Below are 16,611 nucleotides of genomic sequence, written 5' to 3' on the forward strand. Positions count from 1 at the left end.
GTCGCAGGAGCGGCGCCCGTCACCGGTGCGGATCTTCCCCGCCCGGTCGGCGATCTTGCCGACGAGCTCATCGGCGATCCCCCCGACCGCCACCAGCGCCGAGATCGCCATGCACCGCTCACCGGCGGACCCGAACCCGGCGTTGACGGCGGCGTCGGCGGCCAGGTCCAGGTCGGCGTCGGGCAGCACCACCATGTGGTTCTTCGCACCCCCCAACGCCTGCACCCGCTTGCCGTTCGCGGTGGCGCGCTCGTAGACGTACTTCGCGATCGGGGTGGACCCCACGAAGGAGACCGAGGCGACATCCGCGTGGTCCAGCAGCCCGTCCACAGCGACCTTGTCACCCTGCAGCACGGTGAAGACCCCGTCGGGCAGACCGGCCTCCTTCCACAGCGCGGCGATGAACAGCGCCGCGCTCGGGTCCTTCTCACTGGGCTTGAGGACCACGGTGTTGCCGGTGGCGATCGCGACGGGGAAGAACCACATCGGGACCATCGCGGGGAAGTTGAACGGGGAGATGACCGCGACCACGCCCAGGGGCTGGCGCACCGAGTGCACGTCCACGGCGGTGGAGGCGTTCTCGGTGAAGCCGCCCTTGAGCAGGTGGGGGATGCCGCAGGCGAACTCCACCACCTCCTGGCCGCGGGCGACCTCACCGACGGCGTCGGAGACGACCTTGCCGTGCTCGGCGGTGATGATCTCAGCCAGCTGCGGGGCGCGGGCGTTGAGCAGCTCCCGGAAGGCGAACAGCACCTGGGTGCGCTTGGCCAGGGAGGTGTCGCGCCAGGCGGGGAACGCCTTCTTGGCCGAGGCGACCGCGGCCGCGACGTCGGCAGGCTCGGCCAGCACCACCTGGCGGGAGACCTCACCGGTGGCGGGGTCGAACACATCAGCGGTGCGGGTGGAGGCGCCGGAGGTGGCGGCCCCGTCGATCCAGTGCTGGACCGTGGACGTGGCCTGGGAGGTGGCGCTGGGCGCAGACGACATGCGCAGGAGGGTGCCGCGCCCTCGGCCCCGTGCGCAGTTGACGATCTGTCGTCTACAAGCGCAAAGGGACGACACTCCGTCGTCATCGCCATCCGCGGGGCCCTACCGTGCCCTGGTGCTCGTGACCATCGCCGACGTCCTCGCGCTGCCGGTCCTCGCGGCCGGCAGGCCGCGCATCAGGGCGGGGAGCCGACAGCTGGACAGCCCCGTGCGGTGGGTGCACACCATCGACATCCCTGACGTCGCTGGACTCCTGCAGGGCGGTGAGCTGCTCCTCTCGACGGGGCAGCACCTCAAGGACCCGCGCCTCGACCTCGAGCGCCACGTGCGGGCGCTGCACGACGCAGGCGCCGCCGGTCTGGTGGTGGAGCTCGGCCCGGCGCTGCCCCACCTCCCACAGGGCCTGGTCGACGCGGCGCGCGGCCTGCGCCTGCCGCTCGTGGAGCTCGCCCAGCCGGTGCGGTTCGTGGCCGTGACGGAGGCCGTGCACGCACGGCTGCTGCACGAGCAGTACGCGGAGCTGCACTTCAGCGAGGGCGTGCACCGCACCTTCGCCGCCCTGAGCGCCCGTACCGCTCCAGCGGACGACGTGCTGCACGCAGCGAGCGCGGCGCTGGACCGGTTCGTGGTGCTGGAGGACCGGGGCCACCGCGTGGTCGCGGCGGCAGGGGCCAGAGGGTCGGTCGACGCGCTGGCGGACTGGGCGGACAGGTCGCGCCGCGCACCGTTCGGCACCGGTACCGGACCGTCGGGACCGGAGCGGTGGATGACCGCCCCGGTGGGTCCGGCAGGTGCGCGGTGGGGGCGCCTCGTGGTGCCCCAGGGCGCGAGCGACGACACCCGCACGCGCCTGGTGCTCGAAAGGGCATCGGAGACGCTGACCCTGTCGCGGCTGGCGGGCCACCAGGGCCCCGGGACGCTCGTCGAGGAGGCGAGCGCCGTCCTGCTGCGCGACCTGCTCGGCGCCGATGCGCACCAGGAGGAGGCCCTGGCCCTGCGAGCACGCTCCCTCGGGCTTCCAGCGGGGGCGCTGGTGCTGCCGCTGGTGGTCCGCGGCGCGCAGCCGGCCCAGGTGGTCAGCGCGGCCGCGGCGTGCGCGGTGGCGTGCCTCGCGGGTGGGATCGCCCCCGACACCACAGCGGTGGTGCTCACCGCGAGGACCGCTGAGGACGCCGACCGCGACGCCCGCGCCCTGGCGGAGGCCATCGCTCGAGGGTCGTCCACCGCCGTGCTCGCCGCTGCGGCTCCCGTCCCGACGTTCGCCGCGGCCGGGGAGGGCCTCATCGAGGCCGTCCACGTCGCCGACGCCGCAGCGGCGCAGCCGGGACGTCGCGAACCGGGTCGCGTGCACCGCGCCGGGGACCTGGGCGTCGTCTCCCTGCTGCGCCAGCTGCGCGGCGACCCCCGGCTCGACGCCTACGTCGAGGGCCAGCTCGGCCCGCTCCTGCGGCACCCAGGGCGGGCCGGGGCCGACCTCGCCCTGCTGAGGGCCCTCGTCGCGTCGCGAGGGTCGAAGACCCGTCTGGCTCGCGCCACCGGCACCAGCCGGCAGCACCTCTACTCCGCCATCGCGCGGCTCGGCGAGCGCCTGGGCCGCGACCTGGACGACCCCGACGTCCTCTGCTCCCTGCACGTCGCCCTGCTGGCGCACGAGCTCAGCGCGGGTGCCGCACCCGCCGAGGCGACACCCCCGGGGTGACCCAGGCCGTCAGACGAACGCATCGGTCAGCGACCTCAGCGCGGCGGCCGCTCCCGACGGGAAGGGCTCGCCGTGCCCGAAGCCGGCCACCTCCACCGGGAGGTCGGCCAGGCGCGCGGCGTCGCGCCACGACTGCTCCCTGTCGATGCCGAACGGGCGGCCACGGGCTCAAGGGCGCCGGCGACGGTCGAGGGGAGGTGACCGACGGTCGTCGTGGACATGGGTCAGCACCTCGCGTCCGAGGAGCTCGGGGCCGACGCCCAGGTCGGTGAGCGTCCGGGCGAGGCGCGGGAAGTGCCGTCCGGACCGGTGTCGACGAGGGACGCGGCGTCGCCGCCAGGCCGCGAGAGGTAGGCGCTGCTGGTGCCGCAGCGCAGGCGGTGCGGGCCGGGCAGCAGCTCCTCGTGCTGCCACGGCGCTGCGGGACCGTCGGGGAGGTCCTCGGCGCGCAGGGTCATGAGGTCGACGCCAGGAGGCCGGCGCCTGCCGGGCACCGTCCGCTCACTCCCGCCGAACGCCCGCGGCCGGCACGAGCGTGGCAGCGAGCACGCGCCACCGCTCGCCCTCGCGCACCCACAGACGCGTGTACCGCAGCCGGGCCGTCACGGGTGATCCGTCCTGCAGCGCCTCGACGGCGGCCACCAGCCGTGTGACCCCCGTGCTCGCGGCCTCCTCCACCTCGAGCTGCTCCTCCACGAGGCTCGTGATGCGCAGCGCGCCGGACCGGTGGCTGCGAAGGTCGTCGTCCTTGGTGAACACCGCGCCGTCCGGTCCGGCCGCCACGCAGCGCGGGTGGAGCAGCGCGTCCAGCGCGTCGAGGTCCGCGCTGCGCTGGGCTTCCTGGAGGGCGCGTTCGGCCGAGGTGAGGTCCACCCGCGCACCCTGCTCCTCGGCGACCGGGCGGCGCCAGGCACGTGTTCCCTCGGCGAACACCCCGTCCGGTGGACGCGACCGCCCACCGACCGGTGGGGCCATCGCCGCTGAGCCGCGTGGGCCGTCGCCGCAGCCTCCGGCGGACCTCCCCCCGCCCTCCGCGACGGTGGGCGGGGCGTGGTGGTCAGCCCGCAGGAGGACGCGCGCGTCAGATCGGGACGCGACGATCGCCGGATGAGCAGCGCCACGGAGTCCGTCCCAGCGCCCGGACGCCCCGCGCCGGTCCGCGCGCGCGGCGCGCACGGGGTGCTCCTGTCGCTGGGACTGGTGGGCGGCACCAGCACGCTGGCCGTGATGGCGTGGGTGGGCGGGTGGTTGGAACACGGCGTGCCGCTGGACGGTGCGCTCCCCACGCTGCTCTTCGTGCTGTGGGACCTCGCACCGTTCGCCGGCGCGGTGGCGCTGGTGGTGGCCACGAGGCGGCGCCAGGCGGGCGGCACGCCTGCTCTGCTGGTGGGGCTGCTCGCGCTGGTCGGTCTGAGCGCCTGGCTGCTGCACGGCATGGTGACGAGCGAGTCGTCCACCGCGGCGCTGCTGCTCATCTTCCTGCCGCTCTACCAGTGGCTGCTGCTCGGCGTGACGGCGGCGGCGTCTGCGCTGCTGCACCGGTGGCGCACCCGCCGCTGGCGAGCCCAGCGCCGTCAGGCGTCGTGCCAGGCGTAGTCCATCTGCCGGGCGGTCGCAGCCGCCAGCTCCGTACCCTCCAGCCGAGCCACGAGGTGCAGCGCGAGGTCGAGACCGGCGCTGATGCCGGCGCTGGTGGCGAGGTCGCCGTGGTCGAGGTAGCGGACGTCGCCGACCACGTGCAGGGCGGGGTGGGCGGCGCGCAGGTCGTCGAGGTCCTCCCAGTGCGTGGTCACCGGCCTGTGGTCCAGCAGGCCAGCGGCGGCGAGCACGAACGCACCCGTGCAGACCGACGCCACGACCTCAGCAGCCGGGCGGCTCCGTCGCAGCCACGCCAGCACGGCCGGGTCGGCGGCGACGGCGTCGACCACTCCCCCGGGCACGAGCACGACGTCGCAGGTCGGGGCGTCGCCCACGCGCACGTCGGCGCCGAGGCGCAGCCCGCCGCGAGCGCGCACGGCCGGCGAGCCGTCGTCCTCAGCGACCTCGGGACGGGCGCCGACGAGCAGCACCTCGAAGGGGGGCTCGGCCCCTGCCCGGGCGGCCACCCTGTTCGCCACCGAGAACACCTCGAACGGGCCGCAGGCGTCGAGCACCTCGACCTCGTCGAACAGGAGCAGGCCCACGCGTCGCGTCACGTGCGCATGCTGCCCGACGCCCGCAGCCCGAGCACCAGGCCCACCGCCACGACCGCCGTGCCCGCCCAGACGCCAGCGGCCGGGACCGGGCCTCCGAGCGCCGCCCCCGCGCACCAGGGCCGCTCGTGGACCAGCCCTGCGGTGCCGGACCGGCAGCCGCCATCCACGTGGTGTGGTGTGCACCGAGACGCCCCGGGCCTCGTGCGCGTCCGGCAGGCGCACTGAGCGTCCGACTCAGCGTGGCGGTGCGGCGAGCTCCTCGCGGAGCAGTGCGGCCCCCGCGGACAGGGCGGCGAGCTTCCCCAGCGCCACCGACCTCGGCAGCGGCGCCATGCCGCAGTTGGTGCTGGGGACCAGCAGCTCCGCGTCCACGTGCCGCAGCGCCGCGCGCAGGGTGTCGGCGACCTCTTCGGGGGTCTCGACCTCGTGGCTGGCCACGTCGATCGCCCCGAGCATGACCTTCTTGCCGCGGAGCAGCTCGACCAGCTCCACCGGCACGTGCGAGTGATGGCTCTCCAGCGAGACGGTGTCGATGGAGCTGCCCTGCAGCAGGGGGAAGGACTGCTCGTACTGCCGCCACTCCGCCCCGAGCGTCGCCTTCCAGTCGTTGTTGGCCTTGATCCCGTAGCCGTAGCAGATGTGGACGACGGTCTCGGCGCGCAGCCCCTCGGCCGCCCGCTCCAGCGCCGCGACGCCCCAGTCGCGCACCTCGTCGTGGAAGACGTTGAACGCGGGCTCGTCGAACTGGATGACGTCGACCCCGGCCGCCTCCAGCTCGCGCGCCTCGGCGTTGAGGATGGCCGCGAACTCCCAGGCCAGCTTCTCGCGGCTGCGGTAGTGGCGGTCGTAGAGGGTGTCGACCATCGTCATCGGGCCGGGCAGGGCCCACTTGATCGGCCGGTCGGTCTGGCTGCGGAGGAACGCCGCGTCGTCGACGAAGACCGGCCGCTCACGGCTCACCGCGCCGACGACGCTCGGCACGCTCGCGTCGTACCGGTCGCGGATGCGGACGGTCTCGCGCTGCTCGAAGTCGACGCCGGAGAGGTGCTCGATGAACGTCGTGACGAAGTGCTGGCGGGTCTGCTCGCCGTCGCTCACGACGTCGATGCCGCGGTGCTGCTGCTCCTGCACGGCGGCGCGCAGGGCGTCCTGCTTGCCCTCGACGAGCGCGTCGCCGTCGAGCTTCCACGGCGACCACAGCTTCTCGGGCTCGGCGAGCCACGACGGCTTCGGCAGGCTGCCGACGATGGAGGCGGGGAGGAGGGAGGACACCGTTCTCACACCCCTGCCGCTCGGCCGACGAGGGCTGCGGCCGTACAGCCCGCGACCCACCGCTCCAGCACCTCGCGGTGCGGTTCCACGAAGTGCTCTTCGGTGAACCGGCCCTGCGTGACGGCGAGCCGGCTGCGCTCCTCGCGGTCGTAGTCGACCTGCGGGCGCGAGAAGTCCTCGTGCGCGAGGCTCGGGCGGTAGGTGCGCCCCGCGGCGGAGTTCGCGTTGTAGATCTCCGGCCGGTAGATCTTCTGGAACGCCTCCATCGTGGCGACCGTGCCGGCGAGCTGCAGGTTCGAGTAGTCGTTCAGCAGGTCACCCCGGAAGTAGAAGGCCAGCGGCGCGACGGCGCCGCGCGGCATGAAGTACCGGACCTCGAGCCCCATCTTGGCGAAGTAGGCGTCGGTCAGGGAGTGCTCGTCCTGGCGGTACTCCACGCCGAGGACGGGGTGGCGGTTGTCGGTCCGGCGGTAGGTGCGGCTCGTCGAGACGCTGATGCAGATCACGGGCGCCTGCGGGAAGCGCTCCCGGTAGAGGTCGGAGTCGAGGAACTCCTGGAACAGCTTCCCGTGCAGGTCGCCGAAGTCGTCGGGCACGGTGGAGCTCGCGGCGCCCGCGTTCAGGGCGGGCAGCCGCACGCTGAAGTCGTAGTCGCGCACGTAGGACGAGAAGTTGTTGCCGACGATCCCGTGGCGCCGCTCCCCCGTCCACCGGTCGAGGACGTGCAGGTCGAGCACCTCGAACAGCGGGAACCGCTGGCCCTCGGCGTCCGCGGCGAAGGTCAGCTCGACGGAGACGATGTCCGCTTCGACCGCGTAGCGGTCCTGCTCCGGGTTGTCCCAGTCTGCGAGGTCGTTGAAGCGGCGGTCGATCATCGTCAGCGCCCGCCGGAGGTTCTGCTGGCGCTGCTCCCCCCGGGCCAGGTTGGCGAAGTTCGTGGTGATCCGGGAGCTGCTCGACGGCGCGTAGTCCTCGTCGAAGCGGGTGGTGGTGGTGCTGAAGGTGAACTCGTCCGCCATGTGCGCCCACTCCAAGCCAGGGACCGGCCGAGCCGGCCTCGTGGTCATCGGCGTTCATCGTGGAGGCGATCGCTGGTCATCGTGTAATCCGACACGCGCATGACTTCCTATAGTCACGCCCTATGGCGCGACGGTCGGGCGGCGTGACGCTGCAGCAGCTGACGTACTTCATCGAGGTCGCTGCGGAGGGGTCGATCTCCGCGGCGGCCGACCTGCTCTACGTCGCGCAGCCGACGCTGTCCGCCGCGATGAAGGAGCTCGAGGCGCGCGTGGGCCGCTCCTTGCTGGTCCGGTCCGCCCGCGGCGTCACGCTCACCACCGACGGGGCGGAGTTCCTGGGCTACGCCCGGCAGGTGGTCGAGCAGGTCGCGCTGCTGGAGCAGCGCTACCTCGACAGGCCGCCGTCGCGGCGCCTGCTCGGGGTGTCGACGCAGCACTACTCGTTCGCCGTCGACGCCTTCGTCCGGATGGTGCGACGCACTGAGGGCGCCGAGTACGAGTTCTCGCTGAGAGAGACCCGCACCTGGGACATCATCGAAGACGTCCGCACGCTGCGCAGCGAGCTGGGGATCATCTACCGGAACGACTTCAACCGAGCCGTCATCGACAAGCTCCTGCGCGACTCCGGCCTGGAGTTCCGGCCGCTCTTCGTGGCCCAGCCGCACATCTTCATCTCGCGCAAGAACCCGCTCGCCGGCAAGGAGCGCGCGACCCTTGCCGACCTGGCCGACCTGCCGCGCCTCACCTTCGACCAGGGCGCGAACAACTCCTTCTACTTCGCCGAGGAGATCCTCTCCACGCTGTCGAGCAGGCGGGAGATCCGCGTCTCCGACCGCGCGACGATCTTCAACCTCATGATCGGCCTCGACGGCTACACGATCTCCACCGGCATCATCAGCGACGACCTCGACCCGGCCATCACAGCCGTCCCGCTCGACGTGGACGAGCGCATCGAGATCGGCTGGATCGGCCACTCCGCCATCCCCCTCACGGACCTGGCCCAGCGCTACCTCGACGAGGTGCGGGCCGTCGTCGCCGAGTTCGGAGTCACGCTCCTCGGCGAGGGGCACGACCCGCGGTCGAGGCCGACCCCACGCACCCCGCTGGAGGCCTGAGAGGTCGACGAGGGCGTGGTCACGGCCAGCACGATCCTCGGTCCGCGGGCTCAGGAGCCCGATCGATCGCCAAGACCCGCACACTGGCTGCGCGGGGATGGCCGACACCACCCGGGGGAGGCGCCGGATGTGGCGCGCAGATCCATGATCGTCACCAGAGGGGTCTCGCGACCGTCTTGCCCCCCAGGCCCCTCGGAGCGGCTGGGGGTGGGCTTCCTCGGGAGCTCAGCGCGCGCCTGTCGGAGATCGCACTGCAGATGATCGGGTCCTGACCCATCGCCGCGCCCCGCGGTCGTCGCGGCCAGCGGCCCGCTGGGCGACACCGGCGGAGGTCGCAGAGGTGTTCACCGCCGTCCGCGCGAGGGCCCGCGTCATGGGCCCGGGCGCAAGAAGTCACCCGACGCGCCGAGGAGTGCGTGCATCCGGTTCATCGATGAACTAGCGTGTTCAGCACTGGAGGCTCAAACCACTGCGGCATCCGGTTGGCGCTGGCTCAGCCGCGCGTCGAGAGCCGCAGTCCTCCAGCCCCCAGGGGGACTGCGGCTCTCTTCTCCTCGAGCTTCAGCTGCTCGCACGCTCAACGACCCGGTGCGCGATGGTCTGCGTCTGCGGGCCCCGGTACGACGGGTCGCGCCGGATCTGCGCAAGCAGCAGCCCCACGGCGGTGGACGCGGTGGTGGAGGTCTCGAGCGCGACAGTGCTGAGCGCCGGGAGGCTGCGAGCGGCGTCCTTGATGTCGTCCACCCCCACGACGGCCACGTCGCCAGGGACGTCCAGCCCGTGGCTGCGCAGGACGTGCATCGCCCCGAGGGCCAGGGAGTCGTTCCCGCAGAGCAGTCCGTCGAAGGAGGCTCCGGAGGCGAGCAGCTCCTCGGCTGCCGCGGCTCCGCCCTCCCACGTCCACCGCTGCGCCTCCACCACCAGCTCGGGCGCAGCCGCGAGGCCCGCCTCCTCCACCGCCTGGAGGTACCCCCGCAGCCGGTAGGCGCCGGCGAGGCTGGGGCCCGGGTCGTGGTTGGGACCGATCATCGCGATGCGGCGACGCCCCCGCTCCAGCAGGTGGGAGGCGGCCGCGTGCCCGATCCCGACGTTGTCCAGGACCAGCTGGTCGGCGTCGGCCTGCAGCGGGTGGTCGGCCAGCAGGACCACCGGCTGGTCGCTGACCAGGAGGTCGCGGTCTTCTGGCCCGAGGGCGTGGGGCTGGAAGATGAGACCGTCGCTGAGGAGGCGGTCGTGCCCGCCGAGGATCGCCAGCTCGCGCGCCCTGTCGGACTGCGTCTGCTGGATGGTGACCGCCCAGCCCTGGCGCTCGGCCTCGTCGACCACGGCCAGGGCCAGCTCCGCGAAGTAGTCGATGCGCAGAGCGGGCACGGCCACGGTCAGCAGACCGGTGCGGCCGGTCCGCAGACCCCGGGCGGTGACGTTCATCTGGTAGCCCAGCTCTCGCACGGCGGCCATGACCGCGTCACGGGTGCTCGGGGTGACGGGCTTGTTGCCGGACAGGACGTTGGACACCGTCCGGCTCGTGACACCCGCGGCTGCGCCGACGTCGGCCATGGTCACCGGTCGTCGCGGCGTCACCGTCATGGGCACATCAAAGCCGATCGGCCCTGATCACCTGTCCAGTCCACCGGGCCCGCCGGCTCCAGCGCACCTGCGGCGGAGCGTGCACGGGCGCGTCCCCGCCCCGGCGTCCGCCCACAGGCGGCGCCCTTGCTGTGCACCCTCTGGGAAGGTCCTCGAACGGACGCTGCACGGCGAGCCCGTCGCGCCGCGCCGTGTCACAGTGGGACTGCTGTGACCACTGATGCTCCCGCCGACCCCGTCGCGCCCCCCGTGCACCGCGAGCACGCCCGGGTGGTCCTCAGGCACGCCACCAGCACTCCCGGCGCCGCACGCCGCTTCACGCGCAACCACCTGTGCGCGGCGCACGCCGCCGACGCCCTGGACGCGGTGCTCGTCGTCGTCAGCGAGCTGGTCACCAACGCCGTCGAGCACGGCCAGCCGCCCGTGGTGCTGACCCTCATCTGCAACGTCGAGCAGGTGGTGGTGGGCGTGCACGACTCCTCCACCACCGAGCCGCGCCGCACCGAGGGCGAGGTGCCCTGGTACGCCGAGAGCGGCCGCGGCATGCAGCTGGTGGAGGGCCTGTCGGTGCACTGGGGCGTCAGCGACGAGGGCCCCGGCGGCGGCACCGGCAAGGGCGTCTGGGCCACCATCACCCTCGACCCCGCCTGACCCCTTCTCGCGCTGCCCGCAGCGAGCGCGGGAGGCGCGAGAGGGCGCCACCGTCAGGAGCCGAGACCCGCCAGCAGGTTGATGGTGGCGCCGAGGACGACCGCCCCCAACAGGAACGACAGCAGCGCGTGCCGCAGCGCCGCCCCGCGCATCGAGCGCGAGGTCAGCCCGGTGTCGGAGACCTGGTAGGTCATGCCGATGGAGAACGCCACGTAGGCGAAGTCGAGGTAGGACGGCGGACCGCCCTCGAACTGGATGCCGCCAGGCGCGTCGCCGTCGTAGTAGAGGAACGCGTAGTGCAGGCAGAACGTCGTGTGCACCACGAACCACGACGCCGCGACCACCACCAGGCCCAGCCCCGCGAGCAGGTCCTGAGCAGCGCCGTGCGCGCTCCCCGCCTGCACGAGCAGCCCACCGACGCCGACCAGGCTCCCCAGGCAGGCCAGCAGCAGCACGGAGCGGCTGGCGGGGCGGGAGGGGTCGTCACGCGTGGCGTGCTTCGCGGTCGCCGCGGCGTCGTACCGCGCGATGAGGCGCAGGTCGCGTGCGAGCACCACCGCCGCCACCACGACCCACCCGGCGGCGAAGGCCGCCGCGCCGGCCCCCGCCAGGACGGCGAGCCCTGCGACCACCGCCCCCGTGACGAGCGCTGCGGCCAGCCGTCGCGACGCGCGCTTCGGCCGGTCGAGGGTCTCCGCGTAGGAGTGGTTCACCACGGGCTTCGGGCTCACGCTCCGGAGGCTACGACTCGGACCTGTTCGTCCAGTGACTTGAGGAACCGATCGGGTGCGTGGTCGGATGGAGCCGTCCGACCTTCGACGTCGAAACGGATCCTCCGCCGTGCCCCCAGCACCTCCTGCACAGCCCCTGCGCGTGGCCGTCCTCGGCTCCTGGCACGTCCACACCGACGACTACGCCAGGTCCGTCCAGACCCGTCCCGGCGCTGATCTGGTGGCCGTCTGGGACGACGACGCCGAGCGCGGACGCGCCGCCGCCGAGCACCTGGGCGCACCCTTCGAGCCGGACCTCGCGGCGCTGCTGTCCGGCGAGAGCGCCGCGGGGCGCGTGGACGGCGTCACCGTCACCACCTCGACGCGCGCCCACCGAGAGGTCATCGGCGCCGCCCTCAGCGCGGGCGTCCACGTCTTCACCGAGAAGCTGCTCGCACCGACCGTCGCCGAGTGCACCGAGCTGCTCACCGAAGCCGAGCGCACCGGTGCGGTGGTGGTCGTCTCGTTGCCCCGCCTGTACGAGGGGTGCACGGCCGCGGTGCGCGAGGTGGTCGAGAGCGGCCGCCTCGGACGCGTCACGTACGCCCGCGTTCGCCTTTCCCACGAGGGCGCGGTCACCGGCTGGCTGCCGGACCGCTTCTTCGACCCCGGGCCCTCGGTCGGCGGTGCGCTCACAGACCTCGGCTGCCACCCCGTCTACCTGCTGCAGCTGCTGCTCGGCGCCCGTCCCGACACCGTCACCGCGGTCTACGGGTCCGTGACGGGCCGGGCCGTGGAGGACAACGCCGTCGTCGTCGCCAGCTACCCGGGAGGCGTCATCGGCGTCGCGGAGGCGAGCTTCTCCTCCCCCACCCCGTTCACCATCGACGTGTTCGGCACCGAGGGCACGGTCAGCTGGACCGACGCGCCGCGACGGCTCACCGCGACCGGTGCGGCCTTCCGGTCAGCAGACCAGGACGACGACGGCGGCGAGCCCGTCCAGCTGCCGGTGCCCGAGGACGGGCCCGGGGCGTTCGCCCAGTGGGTGGACCACATCCGCTCCGGCACCCGAGCCGACGACAACACCTCCCGCGCCGTGGAGCTCACGCGCCTGGTGGTGGCGGCCAACCGCGCCGCCGCCGAGCAGCGCGCCGTGGCGCTCGGCTGACGCACCCGCTGAAGACCCTCCCCCGCTCGACGCTCGCAGAGGAGCTGCCGTCATGACCAGCACCACCGGACGTGCCCTCCCGACCGCCCCGGTGCGGGTCGGCCTCATCGGCGGGGGCGGCATCGCCACCGCCCACATCGCCGGGTACGCGGCCGCCGCCGACCGGATCCGCGTGGCCGCCGTCGCCGACGCCTCCGAGGCGACCGCCCGCGCCCGCGGCGAGGAGCTGGGCGTCCCGCACTCCACGGACTACGCCGAGATGATCGCCTCGGCCGAGGTCGACGCCGTGGACATCTGCCTGCCCCACCACCTCCACGCCGACGCGATCGTCACCGCGGCGCGGGCCGGCAAGCACGTGCTGTGCGAGAAGCCGCTCTGCCTCACCCCGGAGGAGGCGCGGCGCGTGCAGGCCGCCGTCAGCGAGTCCGGCGTGACGCTCATGTGCGCGCACAACCAGCTCTTCCTGCCCGCGGTGGCCACCGCGAAGGCCGTCATCGAGTCCGGGATCCTGGGCCGGGTCTACGAGGTGCGCACCACCGACAGCTTCTTCAACGACTTCGACCCGTCGACCATGGGCTGGCGCGCCCACGCCGCCACCAGCGGCGGCGGCGAGCTCATCGACACCGGCTACCACCCGACGTACCTCATGCTCCACCTGGCCGGCGGGGTGCCCGTGGAGGTCACGGCCATGCTGTCCACGCACCGGCTGGCGTTCATGGAGGGCGAGGACTCGGCCCAGGTGCTGGTGCGCTTCGACAACGGCGTCGTCGGCCAGCTGGTGACCAGCTGGGCCTACGAGGCGGCGCCGGGCACGGAGCGCTTCTCGGTGGTCGGCGAGCTCGGGTCGCTGACCTCGGACGGGACCTCGCTGCGCTACGACCTGCGCGACGGGACGAGCACGACCGAGGACTTCGAGCCGGTCGACACCTTCTCGGCGGAGATCTCCGCCTTCGCCGACTGCCTGCTCACCGGCACCCGACCGATCCACACCGAGGTCGAGGGGGTCGCGGTGCTCGGCACCATCCTCGCGGCCTACGAGGCGGCCCGGGAGCGGCGCGTGGCCGAGGTCATCCGCACCTGACCCCCGGCCCTGCTCACCGCGCCAGGTCAGGTGCGAGGGTCAGTCCCGGTCGGGGTCGCGGTGCAGGGCGACGAACAGCGACAGCGGAGCGGCGTCTGCTGCCCCGGGGCGCTGGGCGAACTCGTCGAGCAGCGCGTCGAGCCGGCGCTCCAGCTCCGCCCGACCCTCGGCGTCGAGGCGCAGCCCCAGGCGGGCGACGCGCAGGTCCGGGTCCGCCGGGGCCTCCTCGCTGCCGTCACCGAGCAGCACCGGCAGGGTCTGCGTGAACGCCTCCACCATGGCGCGCGCGGAGCGCTGCTCGTCGAGCTGCCACGACTTGCCGGTGGCCCGGTAGGGCACCGAGCGCGCTCCGCGGCGGCCGCGCGTGGACGGCAGCGGCTCGAGGAAGCCGGTGTTCACGAGGGTCCTCACGTGGTGCAGCGCCGTGGCGGCGTTGAGCCCGAGGCGCTCGGCGACGGCCGCGTTGGTCATCGGGGTGTCGAGGCACATCCGCAGGATCCGCAGCCGCACCGCGGAGGCCAGTGCCTTGGCCTCCGCCTCGGTGGCCACGCGTCGGTGCGGGAGGTCCCAGGTCTGCGCACTCACGCACCCAAAGTAGACACGACATGACGCTGTGCGCTCAGTGATTGACATTCCCCAACCACTCCCGTCGCATGGTCGACGTGACGCCTGCGCCCGACAGCCTCCTGAGAGCCCGCGAGGGGCGGGACTTCCGCCGCCTGTGGGCGGGCGACTCCGTCTCGCAGGGCGCCACGCAGGTGGGCGACCTCGTCGTCCCCCTGCTCGCTGTGACGGTCCTGGCGGCCTCGCCGCTGCAGATGGGCGTGCTCTCCGCGGCGCAGTCGGCCGCGTTCCTGCTGCTCGGGCTGCCGGCGGGCGCGTGGGTGGACCGGTGGTCCAAGCGGCGCGTCCTCCTGCTCGGCAACCTCGTGCGGGCGGTGGCGCTCGCCGTCCTGCCGCTGGCCTGGTGGGCGGGGGTGCTCTCGCTGCCGCTGGTGGTGGCGGTGGCGTTCGTGGTGGGCGTGGCGACGCTGTTCTTCGACGTCGCCTACCAGAGCTACCTCCCCTCGCTGGTGCGCGCAGAGCGGCTCGGCGAGGGCAACTCCCTGCTGCAGGTCTCGGCGTCGGTGGCGCAGGTCGGCGGCCCTGCGGTCGGCGGCTGGCTGGCCCGGCTGCTCGGAGCCCCGCTGGCGGTGGCGGTCTCGGCGGTGGCCTTCGCCGCCTCCAGCGGGCTGCTCTCCCGCATCTCCCACGTCGAGCCCCCGCTGGACCGGTCCTCCCGACGGTCACTGCGGGCGGAGGTGGCCGAGGGCCTCTCGTTCGTGGTGCACCAGCCGCTGCTGCGGCGGATCGTCGCCACGACGAGCCTGTCCAACCTCGGCGGCAGCGCCACCGGCGCGCTGCTCGTGCTCTACGCCGTCCGCGAGCTCGGGCTGTCCGAGGGGCAGGTCGGCACGGCGCTCGGCATCGGCGCGGGCGGCGCGCTGCTCGGCGCGCTCACGGTGCAGCAGGTGGTGCGCCGCGTCGGCGAGGGCCGCACGATCGCCCTGGCGCTGCTGCCGGGGATCGCGGCCGGTGCGCTCCTGCCCCTGACCGGGCCGCTGGTGGCCAGGGGCGCTCTCGACGACGACGGCGCGGTCGCGCTCCTGGCCGTCTCCGGCGCCGTGCTCGGCGTGAGCATCGTGCTCTACAACGTGGCGCAGGTGACGTACCGGCAGCGCATCACACCGGCACCGCTGCTGGGACGGATGAACGCGTCGGTGCGCTTCCTCGTGTGGGGCACCATGCCCGTCGGAGCGCTGCTCGGCGGGCTGCTCGGCGAGCGGATCGGGCTGGTGGCCACGCTGTGGACGGCGCTGGCGGTGGAGGCCCTCGGGGTGCTGCCGGTGCTGCTCAGCCCGCTCGTCCGCTCCGGTCCCTCTGCTGACACCGCCCCCGGCCCCACGCCTGGCCCCGACGACTCCGCGACCGAGCGCTGACGCCCCTCCCCCGCCACGTCGAGGTCGGGGCGACCGTGGACGCTGTGTTCCGGTACGGGCCCCCACGCCGGAGCACAGCGCCCGCGGTCACCAGCGCTCGCGCAGCCAGGCCAGGGCCGCGCGGCCCTGGGCGGCCTGGAACGCCCTCAGCGCCGGCAGACCCGGCACCGGCGGCAGCCGGGCCGCGTCGACGAAGTACGCGGCGTCGGCGGCGATGACGGCGGTGGCGACGTCCCCGAGCCCGGGCAGGTGGGCGGCGAGCAGCGCGTCGACGTCGACCTCGCTGCTCGACAGCCGCACGTCGAGCAGCAGCGCCACCACGTCGAAGACCGGCGAGCCGATCACGGCGTGCGGCCAGTCGACCACCACCACTCCCCCGCCGGGACGCTGCACGAGGTTGTCGGCGCGGACGTCGCCGTGGCCCAGCGCCTCCCCTGCCAGCGCCCGGTTGCCGCGACGCGCGAGCACCGCGAGCTCGTCGAGGCGCTCCGCTGCCCAGGGGTCGAAGCGCGCGAGCCCGGACCAGGGGTCGGCGAGGAGCCGCTCGAAGCCGGCGTCGTCGTGCTCCAGGTCCACCTCGGCGCGGGGCAGCACGTCGCGCAGCACCGGCGGCACCGACACCGCCGCGACCGCTCCCAGCGCGTCCAGCGCCGCCTCGACAGCGGACAGCCGCCAGGGCAGAGCAGGGCTCTCACCGTCGACGTCCTCGGTGACCAGCGCCACCCAGCCGTCGTGCTCGACCAGCGCGAGCAGCTCGGGCACGGGGAGGCCCGCCGGGAGCGCGCCGAGCACGCGCGCCTCGCGGCGGTGCAGGTCCACCGAGCCGGGGAAGCGCCCACCGTCGAGGGCCTTGACGAACGCCCGGCGCCCCGACGCGGTGATCACGCGGTCAGCAGAACCGGGCGAGAAGCCGCCCGCCTGCGAGGTCGCCCGCACGACGGGCGAGCCCAGCTCGGCGGCCACGGCGTCGCGCAGCCCTCCCGGCAGGTCGGACCACTGCGCCCGGCCACCGCCCTCGCCCCTCATCCCCCGTTACCTTTTTGATCACCCCAGCGATGGGGTGGCAGGCCACCGCCGCCGGCACGGCTGAGTTCCCCTGTGCACCGATGATCTGGGGGGTGTTGCCACCGGCGGCGGGTGGGCACTGG

At 73.8% G+C, this 16,611-nt stretch carries 17 protein-coding genes; 7 read left to right on the plus strand and 10 right to left on the minus strand.

Going from position 1 to position 16,611, the window contains the following annotated elements; genetic code table 11:
• Nucleotides 1–987 (minus strand): aldehyde dehydrogenase family protein (locus tag FMM08_RS22520; protein WP_147928603.1); only part of this gene is annotated, 987 nt, incomplete at its 3' end.
• Between the two features lie 115 nt (nt 988–1,102).
• Here FMM08_RS22520 and FMM08_RS22525 point away from each other — a divergent pair.
• Nucleotides 1,103–2,686: a PucR family transcriptional regulator gene (locus FMM08_RS22525; protein ID WP_187279945.1), complete on the plus strand. Its 1,584-nt coding sequence runs from the start codon at nt 1,103–1,105 to the stop codon at nt 2,684–2,686.
• 224 nt (nt 2,687–2,910) lie between these two features.
• Here FMM08_RS22525 and FMM08_RS22530 read toward each other — a convergent pair whose 3' ends face one another.
• Both FMM08_RS22530 and FMM08_RS22535 read right to left on the minus strand, forming a co-directional pair.
• Nucleotides 2,911–3,144: a hypothetical protein gene (locus FMM08_RS22530; RefSeq protein WP_147928605.1), complete on the minus strand. Its 234-nt coding sequence runs from the start codon at nt 3,142–3,144 to the stop codon at nt 2,911–2,913.
• 43 nt (nt 3,145–3,187) lie between these two features.
• Entirely contained in the window at nt 3,188–3,559 is a 372-nt protein-coding gene (locus FMM08_RS22535; protein WP_147928606.1) for a nuclear transport factor 2 family protein, read from the minus strand.
• 234 nt (nt 3,560–3,793) lie between these two features.
• Here FMM08_RS22535 and FMM08_RS22540 point away from each other — a divergent pair, with 234 nt between their 5' ends.
• Nucleotides 3,794–4,282, plus strand: a complete 489-nt coding sequence (locus FMM08_RS22540; protein WP_147928607.1) for a hypothetical protein — start codon at nt 3,794–3,796, stop codon at nt 4,280–4,282.
• On the opposite strand, the gene FMM08_RS22545 is transcribed toward FMM08_RS22540, so the two are convergent.
• From FMM08_RS22545 to FMM08_RS22555, 3 genes are all read right to left on the minus strand, one after another.
• Nucleotides 4,261–4,881 carry a DJ-1/PfpI family protein gene (locus FMM08_RS22545; protein WP_147928608.1) on the minus strand — a complete coding sequence of 207 codons (621 nt, stop codon included), beginning with the start codon at nt 4,879–4,881 and terminating at the stop codon, nt 4,261–4,263. The genes FMM08_RS22540 and FMM08_RS22545 overlap by 22 nt on opposite strands.
• Before the next feature lie 234 nt (nt 4,882–5,115).
• Nucleotides 5,116–6,153: a methionine synthase gene (locus FMM08_RS22550; protein ID WP_147928609.1), complete on the minus strand. Its 1,038-nt coding sequence runs from the start codon at nt 6,151–6,153 to the stop codon at nt 5,116–5,118.
• Nucleotides 6,154–6,158: 5 nt separating this feature from the next.
• Nucleotides 6,159–7,172 (minus strand): putative oxygenase MesX, encoded by a 1,014-nt coding sequence (locus FMM08_RS22555; protein ID WP_147928610.1) that lies wholly within the window; start codon nt 7,170–7,172, stop codon nt 6,159–6,161.
• Nucleotides 7,173–7,294: 122 nt separating this feature from the next.
• On the opposite strand from FMM08_RS22555, the gene FMM08_RS22560 reads away from it, so the two are divergent.
• Nucleotides 7,295–8,287 (plus strand): LysR family transcriptional regulator, encoded by a 993-nt coding sequence (locus tag FMM08_RS22560; RefSeq protein WP_147928611.1) that lies wholly within the window; start codon nt 7,295–7,297, stop codon nt 8,285–8,287.
• Between the two features lie 561 nt (nt 8,288–8,848).
• On the opposite strand, the gene FMM08_RS22565 is transcribed toward FMM08_RS22560, so the two are convergent.
• Nucleotides 8,849–9,874, minus strand: coding sequence for a LacI family DNA-binding transcriptional regulator (locus tag FMM08_RS22565; protein ID WP_147928612.1), 1,026 nt, complete (start codon nt 9,872–9,874; stop codon nt 8,849–8,851).
• Nucleotides 9,875–10,084: 210 nt separating this feature from the next.
• Between FMM08_RS22565 and FMM08_RS22570 the strand changes: the two genes are divergently transcribed.
• Nucleotides 10,085–10,525, plus strand: coding sequence for an ATP-binding protein (locus FMM08_RS22570; protein ID WP_187279946.1), 441 nt, complete (start codon nt 10,085–10,087; stop codon nt 10,523–10,525).
• A 53-nt stretch (nt 10,526–10,578) separates the two neighbouring features.
• Here the strand turns inward: FMM08_RS22570 and FMM08_RS22575 are convergent, their stop codons facing one another.
• A complete protein-coding gene (locus FMM08_RS22575; protein WP_187279947.1) occupies nt 10,579–11,256 on the minus strand; it encodes a DUF1345 domain-containing protein in 678 nt (225 codons plus the stop codon).
• 109 nt (nt 11,257–11,365) lie between these two features.
• On the opposite strand from FMM08_RS22575, the gene FMM08_RS22580 reads away from it, so the two are divergent.
• Nucleotides 11,366–12,403, plus strand: a complete 1,038-nt coding sequence (locus tag FMM08_RS22580) for a Gfo/Idh/MocA family protein (protein WP_255472706.1) — start codon at nt 11,366–11,368, stop codon at nt 12,401–12,403.
• A 52-nt stretch (nt 12,404–12,455) separates the two neighbouring features.
• A complete protein-coding gene (locus FMM08_RS22585; protein WP_147928616.1) occupies nt 12,456–13,484 on the plus strand; it encodes a Gfo/Idh/MocA family protein in 1,029 nt (342 codons plus the stop codon).
• 39 nt (nt 13,485–13,523) lie between these two features.
• Here the strand turns inward: FMM08_RS22585 and FMM08_RS22590 are convergent, their stop codons facing one another.
• The gene (locus FMM08_RS22590; protein WP_222711104.1) at nt 13,524–14,069 is read right to left on the minus strand and encodes an ArsR/SmtB family transcription factor; all 546 of its coding nucleotides are present in this window, start codon (nt 14,067–14,069) and stop codon (nt 13,524–13,526) included.
• 68 nt (nt 14,070–14,137) lie between these two features.
• Here FMM08_RS22590 and FMM08_RS22595 point away from each other — a divergent pair, with 68 nt between their 5' ends.
• Entirely contained in the window at nt 14,138–15,463 is a 1,326-nt protein-coding gene (locus FMM08_RS22595) for an MFS transporter (protein WP_147928618.1), read from the plus strand.
• A gap of 87 nt (nt 15,464–15,550) precedes the next feature.
• Here the strand turns inward: FMM08_RS22595 and FMM08_RS22600 are convergent, their stop codons facing one another.
• Entirely contained in the window at nt 15,551–16,489 is a 939-nt protein-coding gene (locus tag FMM08_RS22600) for a phosphotransferase family protein (RefSeq protein WP_147928619.1), read from the minus strand.
• Nucleotides 16,490–16,611: the final 122 nt, after the last annotated feature.

The organism is Quadrisphaera setariae, from assembly GCF_008041935.1.
Classification (GTDB): Bacteria; Actinomycetota; Actinomycetes; order Actinomycetales; family Quadrisphaeraceae; genus Quadrisphaera; species Quadrisphaera setariae.